General features: G+C 72.0%; 10 protein-coding genes and 1 riboswitch. Of the genes, 5 read left to right on the top strand and 5 right to left on the bottom strand.

Going from position 1 to position 16,779, the window contains the following annotated elements:
- Nucleotides 1-11 precede the first annotated feature (11 nt).
- The 3 genes from GFH49_RS06990 to GFH49_RS07000 form a co-directional block, all read right to left on the bottom strand.
- Nucleotides 12-1,403 carry a hypothetical protein gene (locus GFH49_RS06990; protein WP_196217883.1) on the bottom strand — a complete coding sequence of 464 codons (1,392 nt, stop codon included), beginning with the start codon at nt 1,401-1,403 and terminating at the stop codon, nt 12-14.
- Nucleotides 1,404-1,572: 169 nt separating this feature from the next.
- Entirely contained in the window at nt 1,573-2,709 is a 1,137-nt protein-coding gene (locus tag GFH49_RS06995) for an alpha/beta hydrolase (RefSeq protein ID WP_155054892.1), read from the bottom strand.
- A 45-nt stretch (nt 2,710-2,754) separates the two neighbouring features.
- The gene (locus tag GFH49_RS07000; protein WP_155054893.1) at nt 2,755-3,486 is read right to left on the bottom strand and encodes a class II aldolase/adducin family protein; all 732 of its coding nucleotides are present in this window, start codon (nt 3,484-3,486) and stop codon (nt 2,755-2,757) included.
- A gap of 363 nt (nt 3,487-3,849) precedes the next feature.
- Here GFH49_RS07000 and GFH49_RS07005 point away from each other — a divergent pair, with 363 nt between their 5' ends.
- Nucleotides 3,850-5,115 carry an inorganic phosphate transporter gene (locus GFH49_RS07005; protein WP_155054894.1) on the top strand — a complete coding sequence of 422 codons (1,266 nt, stop codon included), beginning with the start codon at nt 3,850-3,852 and terminating at the stop codon, nt 5,113-5,115.
- A gap of 31 nt (nt 5,116-5,146) precedes the next feature.
- A complete protein-coding gene (locus GFH49_RS07010; protein ID WP_155054895.1) occupies nt 5,147-5,368 on the top strand; it encodes a hypothetical protein in 222 nt (73 codons plus the stop codon).
- 40 nt (nt 5,369-5,408) lie between these two features.
- Here the strand turns inward: GFH49_RS07010 and GFH49_RS07015 are convergent, their stop codons facing one another.
- The gene (locus GFH49_RS07015; protein WP_155054896.1) at nt 5,409-9,710 is read right to left on the bottom strand and encodes an nSTAND1 domain-containing NTPase; all 4,302 of its coding nucleotides are present in this window, start codon (nt 9,708-9,710) and stop codon (nt 5,409-5,411) included.
- Nucleotides 9,694-10,056, bottom strand: a complete 363-nt coding sequence (locus GFH49_RS07020; protein ID WP_230396200.1) for a CU044_2847 family protein — start codon at nt 10,054-10,056, stop codon at nt 9,694-9,696. Before GFH49_RS07020 ends, GFH49_RS07015 begins: the two co-directional genes overlap by 17 nt.
- A 205-nt stretch (nt 10,057-10,261) precedes the next feature.
- Nucleotides 10,262-10,401: riboswitch (cobalamin riboswitch) on the top strand.
- Nucleotides 10,402-10,503: 102 nt separating this feature from the next.
- On the opposite strand from GFH49_RS07020, the gene GFH49_RS07025 reads away from it, so the two are divergent.
- Genes GFH49_RS07025 through cobN form a run of 3 tightly spaced genes read left to right on the top strand, consistent with a single transcriptional unit; the run spans nt 10,504 to nt 16,627 of the window.
- On the top strand, nt 10,504-11,445 hold the full coding sequence (locus GFH49_RS07025) for a cobalamin biosynthesis protein (RefSeq protein ID WP_155054897.1): 942 nt from the start codon (nt 10,504-10,506) through the stop codon (nt 11,443-11,445).
- Entirely contained in the window at nt 11,442-12,977 is a 1,536-nt protein-coding gene (locus GFH49_RS07030; protein ID WP_155054898.1) for a cobyric acid synthase, read from the top strand. The genes GFH49_RS07025 and GFH49_RS07030 overlap by 4 nt, the downstream gene beginning before the upstream one ends.
- Entirely contained in the window at nt 12,974-16,627 is a 3,654-nt protein-coding gene (gene cobN, locus GFH49_RS07035) for a cobaltochelatase subunit CobN (RefSeq protein WP_155054899.1), read from the top strand. Before GFH49_RS07030 ends, cobN begins: the two co-directional genes overlap by 4 nt.
- Nucleotides 16,628-16,779 lie beyond the last annotated feature (152 nt).

Consider the following 16,779-nt stretch of genomic DNA (forward strand, 5'->3'; position numbering starts at 1 on the left):
CGGCGGAGCGCTCAGCCCCCGGTGTGCACCTGGAAGGCCGCGCGGCGTACGGCCTTGGCCAGGGCGGGGTCGGGGTGCGCCGCGGCGAGGGCCACCAGGACCTGCACGGTGCGGGGGTGCCCGACGGCACGCACCTCGTCGAGCAGCATGGGGACGGTCGGCTGCACCGCGGATTCCAGGTGCCGTACCAGCATCGGGGCCTCGCCGTGATCGGCGACGGCGGCGGCCGTGTCGACCCACAGCCAAGTGGCCTCTTCCCGGGTGAGGACCTCATGGGCGTCCTCGGGGTCGGCGCCGTCGTGCTCGGCGAGCCACAGCAGCGCGTAGGGCCTGAGCGTCGGATCGTCGCCCACGGCGCGTACGTCGGGCTCGGCGGGGGCTCCGACGACGCGCAGCGCCTCGAAGGCGAGGCCGCGCAGCAGGGCGTCCTCGCCGCGGGCGGCGTCGAGCAGCTCGGTGACGGCGCTGCCGACGGGGCGGGCGGCGAGCCAGGCGCGGTACTCGTCGCGGGCCGCCTTCGGCCGGAGCTGGGCGCAGCCGCGCAGCATCTCCTCGGCGGCGACCTCGATGTTCCCGGCGGGGCTCTGGGCGGCGACGCAGATCTGCTCCAGCTTGACCCAGACCGCCCAGCTGCCGAGCGGGGTCAGCGTGGCCTGCCCGTCGCCGCAGGTGAGGGCGCCGACGGAGGCGAGGGCGTGCAGGGACCAGTCGAGGAGCGGGGCGAGCGGGGTGTCGGCGGGCTCCGCAGGCGGCTCGGGCTGCGGACCGTAGGGGATCTCGCAGCGCTCGGTGCGCAGTTCGCTGACCCGCTGCTCCAGGAGGTCGAGGAGCTGCTCGACCGGGACGGGGCCGGCGGAGAGCTGGAGGAAGGAGAGCACCTGGGGCATGGCCGAGACGACCTCGGCGACGGCGGCGGGCTCGTGGTCCGCGGGTTCCGGATGGGCGAGCGACCAGGCGTCGAAGAGGGCGACCCAGCCGCGCAGTACGGCGCTGTCGTCGCGGTTCCAGGCGCGCAGCCGCCAGCCGGGGCGTGCGGTGCCGCCGTGCACCTCGACGAGGCCGGCGAGGCGGGCGGTGTCCCAGTCGGCGCGGACCTGAGCCACGGTCAGGCCCAGGTCCCTGGCCGCCAGTTCGGCGGTCGCGTCGGACAGGGTGCCCGCGCCGTCGGGGCTCGCACCGTCACGGCCGGGGCGCAGCGCGGCGTCGGCCCAGCGGGCGACGCGGGCCGCGGCGGCCAGACCGGAGCGAGCCATTCTGGCCAGCTCCGCCCGGGCGGGAGTGCCCTCCGGGGGGCGCGGGGCGGGGCGGGGCGGGCGCCGCTGGTTCATCGCTCGGGGGGCGGCGGCCAGGGGTCGCGGGCGGACGAGTCGAAGCCTGGAGTCGCGCGGGATACGGGACGTCACGGGTGCAGTCTTCCGGTTGACGGTCCGAAAACCCAAACGGAATGTCACGGCGGGCGACGGGAATGGCCAACGCACGGGGTCCTACGGGCGGCGGAGGGCATACAACAGGCCAGGGATACGGCGTTAAACGGAATCCACGGGACCGGGTGGGATCGGGGTGGACGGGCCGTCACATCAGCGGGGTCAGGAACCGGCGCAGCGTCTCTTCGTAGGTCTGCGGGTCGGCGTTCCACATGGCTGCGTGCGGGGCGTGCTGGACCGTGTGGAGGGAGACCAGGTCGGGGCGGCTGTCGGCCAGGCGGCGGGAGAGGGTCCAGGGCGCCACCGTGTCGTCGGGGCCATGGAAGATCAGCGTCGGCACCGAGAGCCGGCCGGGGTCGGCGATGTCGGCGGCGTCGGCGATGCGGTCGCCGGGCAGCCCGGTGCGGCCCTGTGCGGCGCGGACCGCCAGCGGCAGCAGGACACCCGGGGTGCGCCGGGCGGAGGCCAGGGCGCGCAGCGTCGTCTCCCAGCTGAGTACCGGGGAGTCCAGGACGAGCCCCGAGACTCGGTCGCGCAGCCCCGAGTCGGCGGCGGCGCGCAGCGCCATGGCGGCGCCGGTGGACCAGCCGTGCAGGACGACCTGCTTGGCGCCGTAGCCCACGGCGTAGCGGATCGCCGCGTCCAGGTCACGCCACTCGGTCTCGCCGAGGTGGTTCAGGCCGTCCGGGGAGCGGGGGGCGCCGAGGTCGCCGCGGTAGGCGAGGGCGAGCACCGGGAAGCCGCGGCGGCCCAGGAACTCCATGAGGTTCATGGCGTGCTCGCGGGTGGTGCCGAGGCCGTGCACCGCGATGACCCAGATGTCGCGCACGCCGGGCACGAACCAGGCGGGCAGGGAGCCGAGTTCGCCGGGTATGTCGATGTCGGCGTGTTCCAGGCCGAGGGCGACGCCGGGGTCGCCGACGTACACGTTCGGGGTGAGCCACACCTTGTCGCCGGGATCGAGGGTGCCGTGGGTGACGCGTTCCAGGCGGCGTACGACGGTGTCGGCGGAGTGGTTCGCCGCGCCGAGGACGGGGCCGACGACGGCGTGCGAGGCGTCGCCGGCGAGGCCGTAGGTGCCGGGGCGCAGGGAGGCGAGGGCCCGGGTGAGCGCGATCTGGCCCGCCGCCGTCGCATGCACGGTGAGCCGGGGTTCACCGGGCAGGGGCCGTCCCGGTGGCGCCTTCAGCGCGGCATCACTGGCGAACCGTCCGGCGGCCACGCCGGCTGCGCCGGCCGCCAGGGCTACGGTGACGGCCGCGGCCGCCGTTTTGACAGTGCGCACGGATCCAGTGTCCTGGCGGACCCGCCTGTCGGCCAGCCGGGGGACTCACTTCCGCTGCCCGTACCCCCGCAGCCTCTCCCCCGCCGCGCGCAGCTGCTTCTCCGACAGCAGGCTCGGGGACAGGCCCGGCACCGAGGAGGCCGTGAGCCAGAGGCGGCACATCCACTCAAGTTGGGCTGTGCGGTCGTAGGCCTGGTCGAGGGTGGCACCGTAGGCCATCGTGCCGTGGTTCTGGAGGAGGCAGGCGGAGCGGCCGGTCAGGGCGTGGAGCATGTTCTCGGCCAACTCGTCGGTGCCGTACGTCGCATACGGGGCGACCCGGACGGGTCCGCCGAGCGCCCCGGTCATGTAGTGGATCGCCGGGAGCTCGGTGACGAGGGTGGAGACGGCCGTGGCGTGGACCGCGTGGGTGTGGACGACGGCGCGGGCGTCGGTCGTGCGGTGGACGGCGAGGTGCATGGGCAGTTCGCTGGTCGGGACGAGGGTGCCGAGCACCTGCCGGCCGTCGAGGTCGACGCCGGTGACGTCGTCCGGCGTGAGGCGGTCGTAGGGGATGCCCGACGGTGTGACCAGGATCGTGTCCCCGACGCGTACGGAGACATTGCCGGACGTGCCGACGACGAGTCCGTCGGACACGGTCCGGCGGGCCGTGGCGACGAGCTCTTCCCAGGCGTGCGCCTCCTCCTTGAGCGCACCCCTCCCCCGCGGCTCTGTCACAACCGGTGCCTCCTCCCGGGCGTCCCCCGCGCTCCGCTGATCCCGCCGCTGCTCAGCCATGCCGCGATCCTGCCAGGCGCGGCGTCAACCCGCCGACAGGCGGGGCACTTCGGGCGGAGGGCCACACGACCGCCCGCTGACGGAGGTGGGCCCGGCTGCTGCCCGTTCTGGCAGTACGACGACAGCGGCAGCCTGCCGGGTGACCAGAATCCTTCAGGTGACCAGAATCTCTTCAATGGACCCCTGCCCCGGCTAAAGAAGCTTGTCCGAGGTTCCTGGCCCTTGGGGCGTCCGGCCCGCGCGGGTCCGGCGGTGCGACAACCGCCACGACGGGACACCACGCGGCCCCTCCCAGTTCATCTTCCGTTCACTCAGGTTACCTACGTTCAACCGGCCGATGACCTCGAACGATTGCCTGGGGAAATGGAAAGCTTCTCGCTGATCCTCGCGATTGTGGTGGTAACCGCTCTCGCGTTCGATTTCACGAACGGTTTCCACGACACCGCCAACGCGATGGCCACCACCATCTCGACCGGTGCGCTCAAACCCAAGATCGCGGTGGCCATGTCCGCCGTCCTCAACCTCGTCGGCGCCTTCCTCTCGGTGGAGGTCGCCAACACCATCTCCAAGGGGCTGGTCGACGAGACCGGCATACGTCCCGAGGTCATCTTCGCCGCCCTGGTCGGCGCGATTCTCTGGAACCTGCTGACCTGGCTGATCGGCCTCCCCTCCAGCTCCTCGCACGCCCTCATGGGCGGCCTGATCGGCGCCACCGTCGCCTCGGCCGGCGTCGACGCGGTCCACGGCGACGTGTTCGTCACCAACATCCTGATCCCGGCGATCGCCGCTCCAGTCGTCGCGGGCATCGCCGCGCTGCTCGCCACGCGGCTGTCGTACTCCCTGGGCTCCCTCGGCAAGAAGGCCGACGGCAAGGCGGCGGCGAAGGGCTACCGCGCCGGTCAGATCGCCTCCGCCGGTCTGGTCTCGCTGGCCCACGGCACCAACGACGCGCAGAAGACGATGGGCATCATCACCCTCGCGCTGGTGGCCGGCGACGCCATCGCCCCCGGCTCGAACCCTCCCACCTGGGTGATCCTCTCCGCGGGCGTGGCCATCGCACTCGGCACCTACCTCGGCGGCTGGCGCATCATCCGCACCATGGGCAAGGGCCTGACCGACCTCCAGCCGCAGCAGGGCTTCGCCGCCCAGACCAGCGCGGCCACGGTCATCCTGGCCTCCTCCCACATCGGCTTCTCCCTCTCCACCACGCACTCCGTCTCCGGCGCGGTGATGGGCGCGGGGCTCGGCCGCAAGGGCGGTGTCGTCCGCTGGTCCACCGCCACCCGGATGTTCGTCGCCTGGGGCCTGACGCTGCCGGCGGCGGCCCTGGTCGGCGCCGTCGCGGAATGGGTGACCGGTTTCGGCAACTGGGGCACCGCCCTGGTCGCCGTCTTCCTGGTCGCCTCCAGCGCCGCGATCTGGCGGCGCTCCCGCCACGAGGTCGTCGACCACACGAACGTCAACGACACGAGCGTCAGCGACACGACGCAGGAGCCGCCCGGTGTGGTGACGACGGCGATCGCCGCGGTGACCCCGCCGCCCGCGGGCACCGTGACCGACGAACTGTCGGCCACGCTCCCCGCCCCCGCCCCGGCCTCCGAACCGGCGCCTTCACAGGCCACGCTCTGACCCCCACCCGGTTTCTCCAGAAAGCAGCAACATGAAGATCGACTGGGCGGCTCTCGGTTCCGTCTTCGGCGTCAGCCTCGTGGTCACCGTGGCCCTCGTGGCTCTGTTCACCCTCGGCGTCGCGGGCCTCTCCCGCCGCGAACGCGCCCTGGCCCAGGGCGACTCCGCCGCGCTCGCGGTCACCGGCGCGTACGCCTGCTTCACGGCCTGCGCGGCCGCGGTGGGCTACGGGATCTATCTGATCATGGCCTGACGCATCGCGTACGTCTGCCCGCCCTGCCCGGACCGCAGCTTCACCCGCGGTCCGGGCAGGGCGGGTCCTTCTCTGCGGCCGGGGGGATGTCGAGGGTGTTCAGGAGGTTGTCCCATACGCCGGGGAGGCGGGCGGGAAGTGGCTCGCAGAGGTCGTCGGCGGTGGCACGTCCGGTGAGGAAGTCCAGGTCGTAGGTGACGGAGCCCAGGCCTGTCTCGGCGTGGAGAAAGTGACCGTCGAACAGCCACACCTTCACGTGGTCGAAGGCGTAGGCGTGGAGTTTGACCGGCTCGCCGTTGCCGTTGCCGTTGCCGTTGTCGTTCCAGAGCTCGTCCTCGTCCTCCGGCGTCGTCAGCACGAGATGGCCGTCACCGCCGTAGGCCCGCACCTCGCCGGCCCCGGGGGCGAGGAGGGTGGGCTTCCGCTCTCCGGGCCGCCATACGAAGACCCCGCTCCCGGTGGCCACCGCGACAGACCGGCCGTCGGGCCTGAACACCGCCGACCTCGCGTCGCCGAGGTGTGGAAACGCGCATCCGTCGACCTTGGCCGCCGAGCTGTCGCCCTTCAGCCGCCAGAGCTCCGCGTCCCCGTCCGCTCTCAGGACCAGGAACTCCCCGGGCGCGTGCGGACGGCCCACAGCCGTGACGCACGCGCGGTCTCCCGGCGCCTCGTCCCGCGCGCACCCCACCTCGTCCAGCCGGTCGAGTTCTCCCGTCGCTCCGTCGAGGTGCGCCAGCCCTCTGCCGTCGAGCAGCAAGAAGTCCCCGTGCCCGAACCGTCGTACGGATTCCATTTCCTGATCCGTGTCGGAGGCACTTGAGCCATCCTTCGCGGCGGACGGCGACTCGTCGTTCAAGCGCCGAAAACCGTCCGTCGTACGCAGCTCCCAGGCCACGGTGCCCCAGGCAACGAAGCTCCGCCCGTCCTCACTGACCTCGATCTCGGTGAAAGAGGTGTCCCTGTCGACTTCATGTCGCCTGGGGCCACGTCCCCGTCCATCCAGCACGACCTCGGAGTCGACCACCTCCTGGAAAGTGCTCTCGCCCTGGTCCACATAGATCTTGGTCAAGGCGACGAGCATGTCGTGCCCCGCCACCCGGTCCATGTCCGCTACGTCGACAGCCCCTCCCACACCGATCGGGTACGAGGACTCGGCAGTCATCCGCAGCGACAGGACGTCCCGCCCCAGGGCCGCGTAGGCGACGAGTCCCTTGTCCGTCCGGGTCATGACCATGTCTCCTCCGCGACGGGCGACGTCCCCGGGCATGACCACGGCGTATCGACGCCCGGACGCCAAGTCCTGCAGAACCCCCCAGACGCCGTCCGGGCCTGCGGACCCGCCCTCGGAGATGCCGCCCGCATACAGAAACCGGCCGGTGGCATCCGTGTCGAAGGGCTCCGACCACCGCCCCTTGTTCTCTTGCTGCTTCCCGGCCGGCAGTTGCCACCGCCAGAACCGCTCGTTCCCCTGCTTCCAGGCGAACGCCCTGCCCCCGGCGGCGAACTGCACGGCTTTCCGGTCCCGCGGTCCGTGCTCGATCTCCCCCGTCGACAGCTTCATCGAACGGGCTGTGTACCTTGCCTCCGAACCCTCCGTATAGGTCAGCACGGTCAAGTGACCGGGCTGACCGGACCGCAGGGCGAGTTCGCTCAAGCACTCACCGGGTTGAACCAGCCTTTCGGGCACCACTGTCCCCCCGTCCCTCGCCGGCTGCCGGTCGACCTTCATGACATACACCCAAGGACGCAGGGTTTCACCGACGCAGTACTCGTCGCTCGAACTCACCGCATGCACGAGTCGGCGAGCGTCACTGGAGAAGTCCAACGTCACCGTGGTGTCGGCCTTGCCGTCCGGATGCCATCGCAGCGACCGGGGCTTCGCCTCGGGCACTCCTCCGTCGAGTTCCCACACCCGCACCTCACCGTGCGCCGCCGCAGCCGCGGCCCGCTTCCCGTCGTCGCTGACGGCCACCGAGTTCATCGAGGGCGGGGCCCCGGGCAGCGGCCAGCGCTTCGGGTTCCCGCGCGCCAGCCCGGTGATCGCGTACGCCTCTGTTCCCTTCAGAACAATCATCACCCGCCCGTCCGCCGAAGCGGCGACGTCGGTCACCTTGCCCGCCGGAAGAACGCGGTGTGCGGAGGCGAGTGAGGTCAGGGGCCAGGCGTGTCGCATCAAGGCCGCCTCGCTCTCCGGGAGTTCACTCGTGCGGTGGGCCGCGGCGGCCAGCAGTGCCGCGCCCACGGGGTCCTCGACCGCACGGTCCGCGGCGTACTCGGCGAGTTGCTGGGCGGCTCTGTCCTTCTCCCCCTGCCCTTGGTCGCGCATCAGACCCCACAGGCCGTAGCCCAACAGCCCGGCCAGCACCGCCAGGCAGGCCACCAGCGCCACACCCGTGCGGCTTCTGCGCACCGACCGTCTCTGGCGGTATCTGCTCAGACGGATGAACGCCGTCTCGGCCGCGGAGAGTTCGTCGGGCCGCAGCACCGCCGAGCTCTTCGCGGTCGTCAACTCCTGCCCCCGCAGCAGCAGATCGTCGTGACGTCCGCCGTCCTCCCACTCCCGCAGCCGGCCTCGCAGCTTCTCGTGCCACGCCAGGAACGTCCGCGACTCGTCCAGCCAGCGTCGCAGGGCCGGCCATTGGCGGACCAACGCCTCGTGCGCCAGCGCGACCGTCTCCTTCCCCGAACTGTCCCGCGAGATGACCAGCAGGCGGGTGGCTGCCAGCGCCTGGGCCGCCGTGCGGAGTTCCGGGGGGAGCTGGTCGAAGGCGCGGGCCACCCGCGCGTACTCCTTGTCCCTCACCGGGCGGGCGAGTCGTTCGAAGAGGCGGCGGGCCGTTGGCTCGTCCGGCCCGTCCGGGGGCTTGCAGACCTGGGCCAGTTGGTGGTCGGCGTAGCGGGACAGGGCGCCTTCGACGCCGCCGATCTCCCGGTACGCGGCGTGGGTGAGCCGGCCGTGCTCCCGGCGGTCCCAGAGTTCGGCGAGGGTGAACTCCAGCAGGGGCAGCGCTCCGGGTTCGGCGCCGGCGTCGGCCACGAGCAGTTCCGGCAGGCCGGGCTCGAACTCCACGCCCGGGACCGCGTCGACGGGGCAGCGCACCACCTGGTCCAGTTGGGCGGGGGTCATCGGCGCGACCATCTGGACCGTGCCGCTGAGCGCCTCGGCCCGGCCGCCCGTCACCAGTTCCTCCAGCGACGCCGAGCGCAGGGTGGCCAGGACCCGGAGGCGGCGGCCTGCCGGATGGGCCGCCCGCGCCATCGGCAGCAGTACGTCGAGCAGGGCGCGGGCGTCGGCCGGGCGAGCCCCGACCGTCTCCTCGAACTGGTCGAGCAGGATGACATGGCCCGCCGTACCGGCCTCTTCGAGGATGCGCGCGCCGAGCAGCACAGCCGCTTCCCGGTCGGCGCCCAGTTGCCGGGCGAGTTCCCGTGCCGGTGGGAACTGTGCGCCCAGCGCCTCCGCCAGCGTCCGTACCGGGTCCGTGTCCGGCTGGCCCGCGAAGTCCGTCACGGTGTGGCCGGACGCGCGGAGCAACGGGAGTACGCCCGCTCGTACCAGTGAGGACTTGCCCACCCCCGACGCTCCCGCGACCGGCACGAAAGGGTGCTCCAGGAGTGCCCCGGCGATGCGTTCGCTGTCCGCGCGGCGGGCGAAGAAGACGGACGCGTCCTGTTCTCGGAAGGATTCCAGGCCGCGGAAGGGGGACGGGCAGCGGGCCGGGTCCAGGCCCAGGAGCAGGGCGGTGGGGATGAGGTACGCCGTCGTCGCGCCCGTTCCGGTGTCCGCGGCCACCGTCATGCCGACGACCCCGCCCTGCTCCGTGTCCCAGACCGGGGCGCCGCTGAAGCCCCGCCCGATCACCGGCCCGCGCGGGGACGGGCGCGGTTCCATGGAGGTCCAGCCCTTGCCCACGGGCGCACGGAGCCGGCCGTCCACCCACACGCCGTGCTCGTCGGTCCGGAGCGGGAAGCCCAGGATTCGGAACGCGTGGTCCCAGACCGCCGTACCGCCCGCGAAGCGCACCGCCGTGGTGCCGGGCACCGTCGCCTCCAGTGCCAGCAGCGCCATGTCGCCGCCGCCGTCGGGCGCGACCGGGCGCCAGTGCGTGACCGTCGCCGTCAGGCGGGGCGAGGGCGGGGTCAGGAGGGGGAAGTCGACGGTCAGCGGGGAGGCGGGAGGTGTTCGGTCGGTGTCGGGTACGCCCAGCGCGGCCGCCACCACGTGCGCGCAGGTGCAGAGGGTCCCCTCGGCGATGAGGAAGCCGCTGCCGGCGACCTGGCCGTCGGCGGTCCAGAAGCGCGCGATGGCGCCCGGGAGTTCGTCGTCAGGAGCGGTCGTCATCGTCACGCTGTACCGGAATGGCCGCGTTGTCCTGTGCCGACCAGCGCATGGTCACCGTGAAGTGGGCCTCCGTGGATCCCTTCGCCACCACGACGCCCGCCTCGGCGCTGAGCGTGATGCCGAACTCGACGGTCACCTCCGCGGGCGGCCTCGCCAGGCTTCTGGCATCGTCCACGACCGCGCCGAGCGCGGGGCGCACCCGGCCGAGTGCCTGCTGGAGGGTTTCGGCGGCACCGGCCACCACGCCCCCGCGCGAGACGCGCTGGACTCCGGCCGGGCCGTCGCCGGCCACCTCCAGAAGCACGATCTGCCCGTCGTCCAGCAGCATCTCGCCCACGTACGCCACCCTGCGTCCCCTCCCGCGCCCGTTGTACCCCGTATGAGGCATAGGAGTTATTGCAGGGGTCACCGTGCGTGATCACAAGCGGGATCAGGAATTGTCGCCCGGCAGAGGGGAATTCACGGCGAGCGGCCCTACGCGGACAGCCTGCCGTGCTAGCGGTGTGGAACTCGGCACACTCCCCCTTCGCAGGTCAACGGCAAGTTGACGGCCCTTCCAACCCCGTGGTGGACTGCCGGAGCCATGTACGGCGGCAGGAGAGGAAGCCGGTGTGAATCCGGCGCGGTCCCGCCACTGTCACCGGGGTAGCAGACCCCGGGAGCCAGGAACTCTCACCGCCGGTCTCGTCGAACCAGGGCGTGGACACCCTGAGTGAGGACATATCGCGATGCCCGGCTGCCGTTCGAGGTGCAGTACCAGGTCCCCGTCTGACCCCGCGGTCGGCTGAGCTTCATGCGTGCCGATCGCGTCTTCGCGTACGGCGCCGCCGCCGGACTCCTCGGCGACGTGCTGCTCGGCGATCCGCGCCGGGGGCATCCGGTCGCCGCGTTCGGGCGGGCCGCCGGGGCCGTGGAACAGGCGTTGTGGCGCGACCATCGGGGGTGGGGCGCGCTGCACACCGCCGTGTGCGCCGGTGGCGCCGTCGCGCTTGGTGCCGTCGCCGCTCGTGTCGCACGTACGTCCCCCGCCGCCTCCGCCGCCCTGACCGGCGTCGCCACCTGGGCGGTCGTCGGGGGGACTTCGCTCGCCCGGGAGGCCCGGGTCATCGGGCGTGCCCTGGAAGCGGGGGACGTGGAGGGGGCGCGGGCGCGGCTGCCGCATCTGTGTGGGCGGGATCCGCAGGCGCTCGACGCGGACGGGATCGCGCGGGCGGTCGTGGAGTCCGTCGCCGAGAACACCTCCGACGCGGTGGTGGGAGCGCTGGTGTGGGGCGCCGTGGCCGGCGTTCCCGGGCTCGTCGGGTTCCGGGCCGTGAACACGCTCGACGCCATGGTGGGGCACACATCGCCCAGGTACCAGCGCTACGGGTGGGCTTCGGCACGGCTCGACGACGTGGCGGGGTGGCCGGGATCGCGGCTGACCGCCGTACTGGCCGCCGTCGCCGGCGGTGACCCCCGCGGGGCCGTACGAGCCTGGCGTGCCGATGCCGCCAAGCACCCGAGCCCCAACGCCGGGCCCGTGGAGGCCTCGTTCGCGGGGGCGCTGGGGGTGCGGCTGGGCGGGACTTTGTCGTACGGCGGACGGATCGAGCACCGGCCCGTGCTGAACGGGGCCGGGCGGACCGTCGGCACCCAGGACATCGAAGAGGCCGTACGGCTGTCCAGGCGCGTGGGCTGGCTCGCGCTCGGCGTCTGTGTCGCCGCGCGCCACATCGTGAAGGGGCGTATGTCATGACAGGCGGTGGTCTCCTCGTCGCCGGCACCACCTCCGACGCCGGCAAGAGCGTCGTCACCGCCGGGATCTGCCGGTGGCTGGTGCGGCAGGGGGTCAAGGTCGCGCCGTTCAAGGCGCAGAACATGTCGCTGAACTCGTTCGTCACAAGAGAAGGCGCCGAGATCGGGCGGGCGCAGGCCATGCAGGCGCAGGCCTGCCGCGTCGAGCCGACCGCGCTCATGAATCCCGTGCTGCTCAAGCCCGGTGGCGAACAGAGCAGTCAGGTCGTGCTGCTCGGGAAGCCGGTGGGCGAGCTGAGCGCGCGCGGCTACCACGGCGGACGGCAGCAGAGGCTGCTGGGTACGGTACTGGACTGTCTGGCCGAGTTGCGGGGCACGTATGACACGGTGATCTGCGAGGGGGCTGGGAGCCCGGCTGAGATCAACCTCAGGCGGACCGACATCGTCAACATGGGCATCGCACGCAATGCGCGGCTGCCCGTGCTGGTGGTGGGTGACATCGACCGCGGTGGCGTCTTCGCGTCCTTCTTCGGGACCGTCGCCCTCCTCTCCCCCCAGGACCAGGAACTCGTCGCCGGGTTCCTCGTCAACAAGTTCCGCGGCGACGTCTCGCTGCTCGAACCCGGGCTCGACATGCTGCACGGCCTCACCGGGCGGCGGACGTACGGCGTGCTGCCCTTCCGGCACGGGCTCGGCATCGACGAGGAGGACGGACTGCGCGTCTCCCTGCGGGGGGCGGTGAGGGAGTCCACGGTCTCCGCTCCCGTCGGCGAGGACGTGCTGCGGGTCGCCGTCTGCGCGATCCCCCTCATGTCCAACTTCACCGACGTCGACGCCCTGGCCGCCGAACCCGGTGTCGTCGTGCGGTTCGTGGACCGGCCGGAGGAGCTGGCGGACGCGGATCTGGTCGTCATCCCGGGCACGCGGGGAACCGTGCGCGCGCTGGAGTGGCTGCGGGAGCGGGGCCTCGCGGAGGCCCTGGTGCGCAGGGCGTCCGAGCAGCGGCCCATCCTCGGCATCTGCGGTGGCTTCCAGGTCCTCGGCGAGTACATCGAGGACGAGGTGGAGAGCCGGCGCGGGCATGTCGAGGGCCTGGGCGTGCTGCCCGTCCGCGTGCGGTTCGCGCGGGAGAAGACCCTCACCCGGCCCGTCGGTGAGGCTCTGGGCGAGCGCGTCGAGGGGTACGAGATCCATCACGGGCTCGCCGAGATCGCAGGCGGCGAAGCGTTCATCTCTGATGACAGAGGACACAGCCTGGACGGCTGCCGGGTCGGGCAGACCTGGGGCACGCACTGGCACGGCTCGCTGGAGTCGGACGGTTTCCGGCGGGCGTTCCTGCGCGAGGTGGCCGGCGCCGCGGGCCGCCGCTTCGTGCCGGCCCCCGACACGTCGTTCGGCGCGCTGCGCGAGGAGCAGCTCGACCGGCTCGGCGATCTGATCGAACAGCACGCGGACACGGACGCGCTCTGGCGGCTCATCGAGTCGGGCGCGACGCAAGGACTGCCTTTCATTCCACCGGGAGCGCCCGCATGAGCACAGTGTTGTTGTTGTCGACGGCCGACACGGACCTGCTGGCGGCCAGGGCCGCTGCCGGTGCCGACTACCGGATCGGCAACCCGACCCGGGTGGATGTCGAGACCGAACTGCCCGCGCTGCTCGACGGCGCGGACATCGCCGTCGTACGGCTGCTGGGTGGCAGGCGGGCCTGGGAGGACGGGCTCGGCAGGCTCAAGGCGTCCGGTGTTCCGACCGTGCTGCTGGGCGGGGAGGCCGTCCCGGACGCCGAGTTGATGGCCGAGTCGTCCGTACCCGCCGGTGTCGTCGCGGAGGCGCTGCGGTACCTCGTCGAGGGCGGGCCCGCCAACCTGACCGAGCTGGCACGGTTCCTCTCCGACACCGTGCTGCTCACGGGTGAGGGGTTCGTCGAGCCGCAGAAGACGCCCGAGTACGGCGTCCATGGCGAGCGCCCTCTCGTCGCGGGCCGGCCCACCGTCGGCGTGCTCTTCTACCGGGCCCATGAGCTGAGCGGCAACACCTCCTTTGTCGACACGCTGTGCGACGCGATCGAGGCCCGGGACGCCAACGTCCTTCCCGTGTACTGCGGTTCGCTGCGCGGGGCCGACGCCGGGCTGTACGAGATCCTCGCGCGGGCCGACGCCCTCGTCGCGACCGTCCTGGCCGCCGGCGGCACGCACGCCTCGCAGGCCTCGGCCGGCGGTGACGAGGAGGCCTGGGACATCGGGGCGCTCGCGGACCTCGATGTGCCCGTTCTGCAAGGGCTTTGCCTGACCTCCTCGCGGGCCGCCTGGGACGAGTCGGACGCCGCCCTCTCCCCCATGGACGCGGCGATGCAGGTCGCGATCCCGGAGTTCGACGGACGGCTGATCACCGTCCCCTTCTCCTTCAAGGAGCAGGGCCCGGACGACGTTCCCGTGTACGTCGCCGACCCCGAGCGGGCCGCGCGGGTCGCCGGGATCGCCGTACGGCACGCACGGCTCAAGCACAAGGCGAACGCCGACAAAAAGCTCGCGCTCGTCTTCACCGCGTACCCGACGAAGCACTCGCGCGTCGGCAACGCGGTCGGTCTCGACACGCCCGCCTCGGCCGTGCGGGTGCTGGACGCGCTGCGGGACGCCGGGTACGCGCTCACCGAATACCCCTCCGGCGGCGACGAGTTGATCCACCGGCTCATCGAGGCGGGCGGGCACGACGTCGAGTGGCTGACCGAGGACCAGCTGGCCGCCGCGCCCGCGCGGGTGCCGCTCGCCGACTATCAGGCATGGTTCGACAGACTCGGCCCGGAGCTTCGCCAGGCCATGGTGGACGCGTGGAGCGAACCGCCGGGCAGCCTGTACGTCGACGGGGAGGACATCGTCCTGGCCTCCCTCCAGTTCGGCAACGTCGTCGTCATGATCCAGCCGCCGCGCGGCTTCGGCGAGAACCCGATCGCGATCTACCACGACCCGGACATGCCGCCGTCCCACCACTACATGGCGGCCTACCGGTGGCTGGAGAACTCGTTCGGCGCCGACGCGGTCGTCCACATGGGCAAGCACGGCACGATGGAGTGGCTGCCGGGCAAGGGCCTCGGCCTGAGCGGCGGTTGCGCCCCGGACGCGGTCCTCGGCGAGCTGCCCCTGATCTACCCCTTCATCGTCAACGACCCCGGTGAGGGCACCCAGGCCAAGCGGCGCGGGCATGCCACGGTCGTCGACCATCTGGTGCCGCCGATGGCGCGCGCCGACACGTACGGCGACCTGGCCAAGCTGGAGCAGCTGCTTGACGAGTACGCGCTCGTCTCCGACCTGGACCCGACGAAGGCGCCGACCGTGCGCAGTCAGATCTGGACGCTCGTCCGGGCCGCGGAACTCCACCACGATCTGCATGTCGACGAGCAGCCGGGCGACGCCGACTTCGACGAGTTCGTCATGCACATCGACGGATATCTGTGCGAGATCAAGGATGTGCAGATCCGGGACGGGCTGCACATCCTGGGCGGCGGCCCGGTCGGCGAGCCGCGCGTGAACCTCGTACTCGCCGTGCTGCGCGCCTCGCAGGTCTGGGGCGGGCAGGCGAACGCGCTGCCGGGGCTGAGGGCATCGCTGGCGGCCCACTTCGGGCTGGCCGAGAAGGAGTTGCTGGCCGAACCGGGGGCGCCGGTGAAGGTGCCGGTGGAGCTGACGGACCTCGTCGAGGGACCGTCGCGTACGGGCGCCGACGCGATCGATCTGCTGGAGCAGTTGTGCAGGCGGATCGCGGAGGGGATGGAGGAGCGCGGCTGGGCGGTCACAGACAGCCGTTCCCTGGTCCGCGATGTCCTCGGCACCGAACTCCCGGACGCCGTGGCCGTGTTGGAGTTCGCGTGCCGTGAGGTCGTCCCCCGGCTCGCGAAGACCACCGACGAGATCGGGCACATCCTGCGGGCGCTGGACGGCGGTTACGTCCCGGCGGGCCCGTCGGGTTCCCCGACACGTGGCCTGGTGAACGTCCTGCCGACCGGCCGGAACTTCTACTCCGTCGACCCCAAGGCCATTCCGTCCAGGCTGAGTTGGGAGGTCGGGCAGTCGCTGGCGGACTCGCTGGTGCAGCGGTACCTCGCCGACACCGGCGAGTACCCGAAGTCCGTGGGTCTGACGGTCTGGGGCACGTCCGCGATGCGCACCCAGGGCGACGACATCGCCGAGATCCTGGCGCTGCTGGGCTGCCGTCCGGTGTGGGACGACGCGTCGAGGCGCGTGACCGGGTTCGAGGTGGTCGGCCTGGCGGAACTCGGGCGTCCCCGCATCGACGTCACGGTCCGGATCTCCGGGTTCTTCCGGGACGCGTTCCCGCATGTGGTCGGACTGATCGACGACGCGGTGCGGGCGGTCGCGGAGCTGGACGAGCCGACCGACCGGAACTTCGTGAAGGCGCACGCCGACGAGGACACCGCCGAGCACGGCGACCGTCGACGCGCGACGGCTCGTGTCTTCGGCTCGAAGCCGGGTGCCTACGGGGCAGGACTGCTGCCCCTCATCGACGCCCGAAACTGGAGGAGCGACGCGGACTTGGCCGAGGTGTATGCCGTCTGGGGTGGTTACGCATACGGGCGCGGGCTCGACGGGCGAGCGGCTCGGGGGGACATGGAGACGGCGTTCCGGCGGATCGCGGTGGCGGCGAAGAACGTCGACACGCGTGAACACGACATCGCGGATGCCGACGACTACTTCCAGTACCACGGCGGCATGGTCGCCGTGGTGCGGCATCTGACGGGGGGCAACCCCGAGGCGTACGTGGGGGATTCTGCTGTGCCGGACCAGGTGAAGACGCGGACGCTGGGCGAGGAGACACACAGGGTCTTCCGGGCTCGTGTGGTCAACCCGCGTTGGATGACTGCAATGCGCAGGCATGGCTACAAGGGTGCGTTCGAGATGGCTGCGACCGTCGACTACCTCTTCGGGTACGACGCCACGGCCGGGGTCGTCGACGATTGGATGTACGAGAAGCTCAGCGCCGAGTACGTCTTCGACCCGGAGAACCGGGACTTCATGCGGAAGTCCAACCCGTGGGCCTTGCGGGGCATTACCGAGCGGCTGCTTGAGGCGGCGGACCGGGGCCTGTGGGCGGAGCCGGACCAGGAGACCCTGGACCGGCTCCGGGCGACCTACCTCGAACTTGAGGGAGACCTGGAGGGAGACGCGTGAACTTTTCCGGAACCCCCGCGCCGGCGGGGAGCAAGGTGCCATCAGGCGCCACGGATACAACGGCGCCGGATCACCCCCGCGTGAGCGGGGAGCAGGCCTTGATCTTGACAGGTCGACATGCGGAGCTCGTACCGCTCTGCCATGAGTCACCC

This window comes from Streptomyces blattellae (assembly GCF_009709555.1).
Lineage (GTDB): Bacteria > Actinomycetota > Actinomycetes > Streptomycetales > Streptomycetaceae > Streptomyces > Streptomyces blattellae.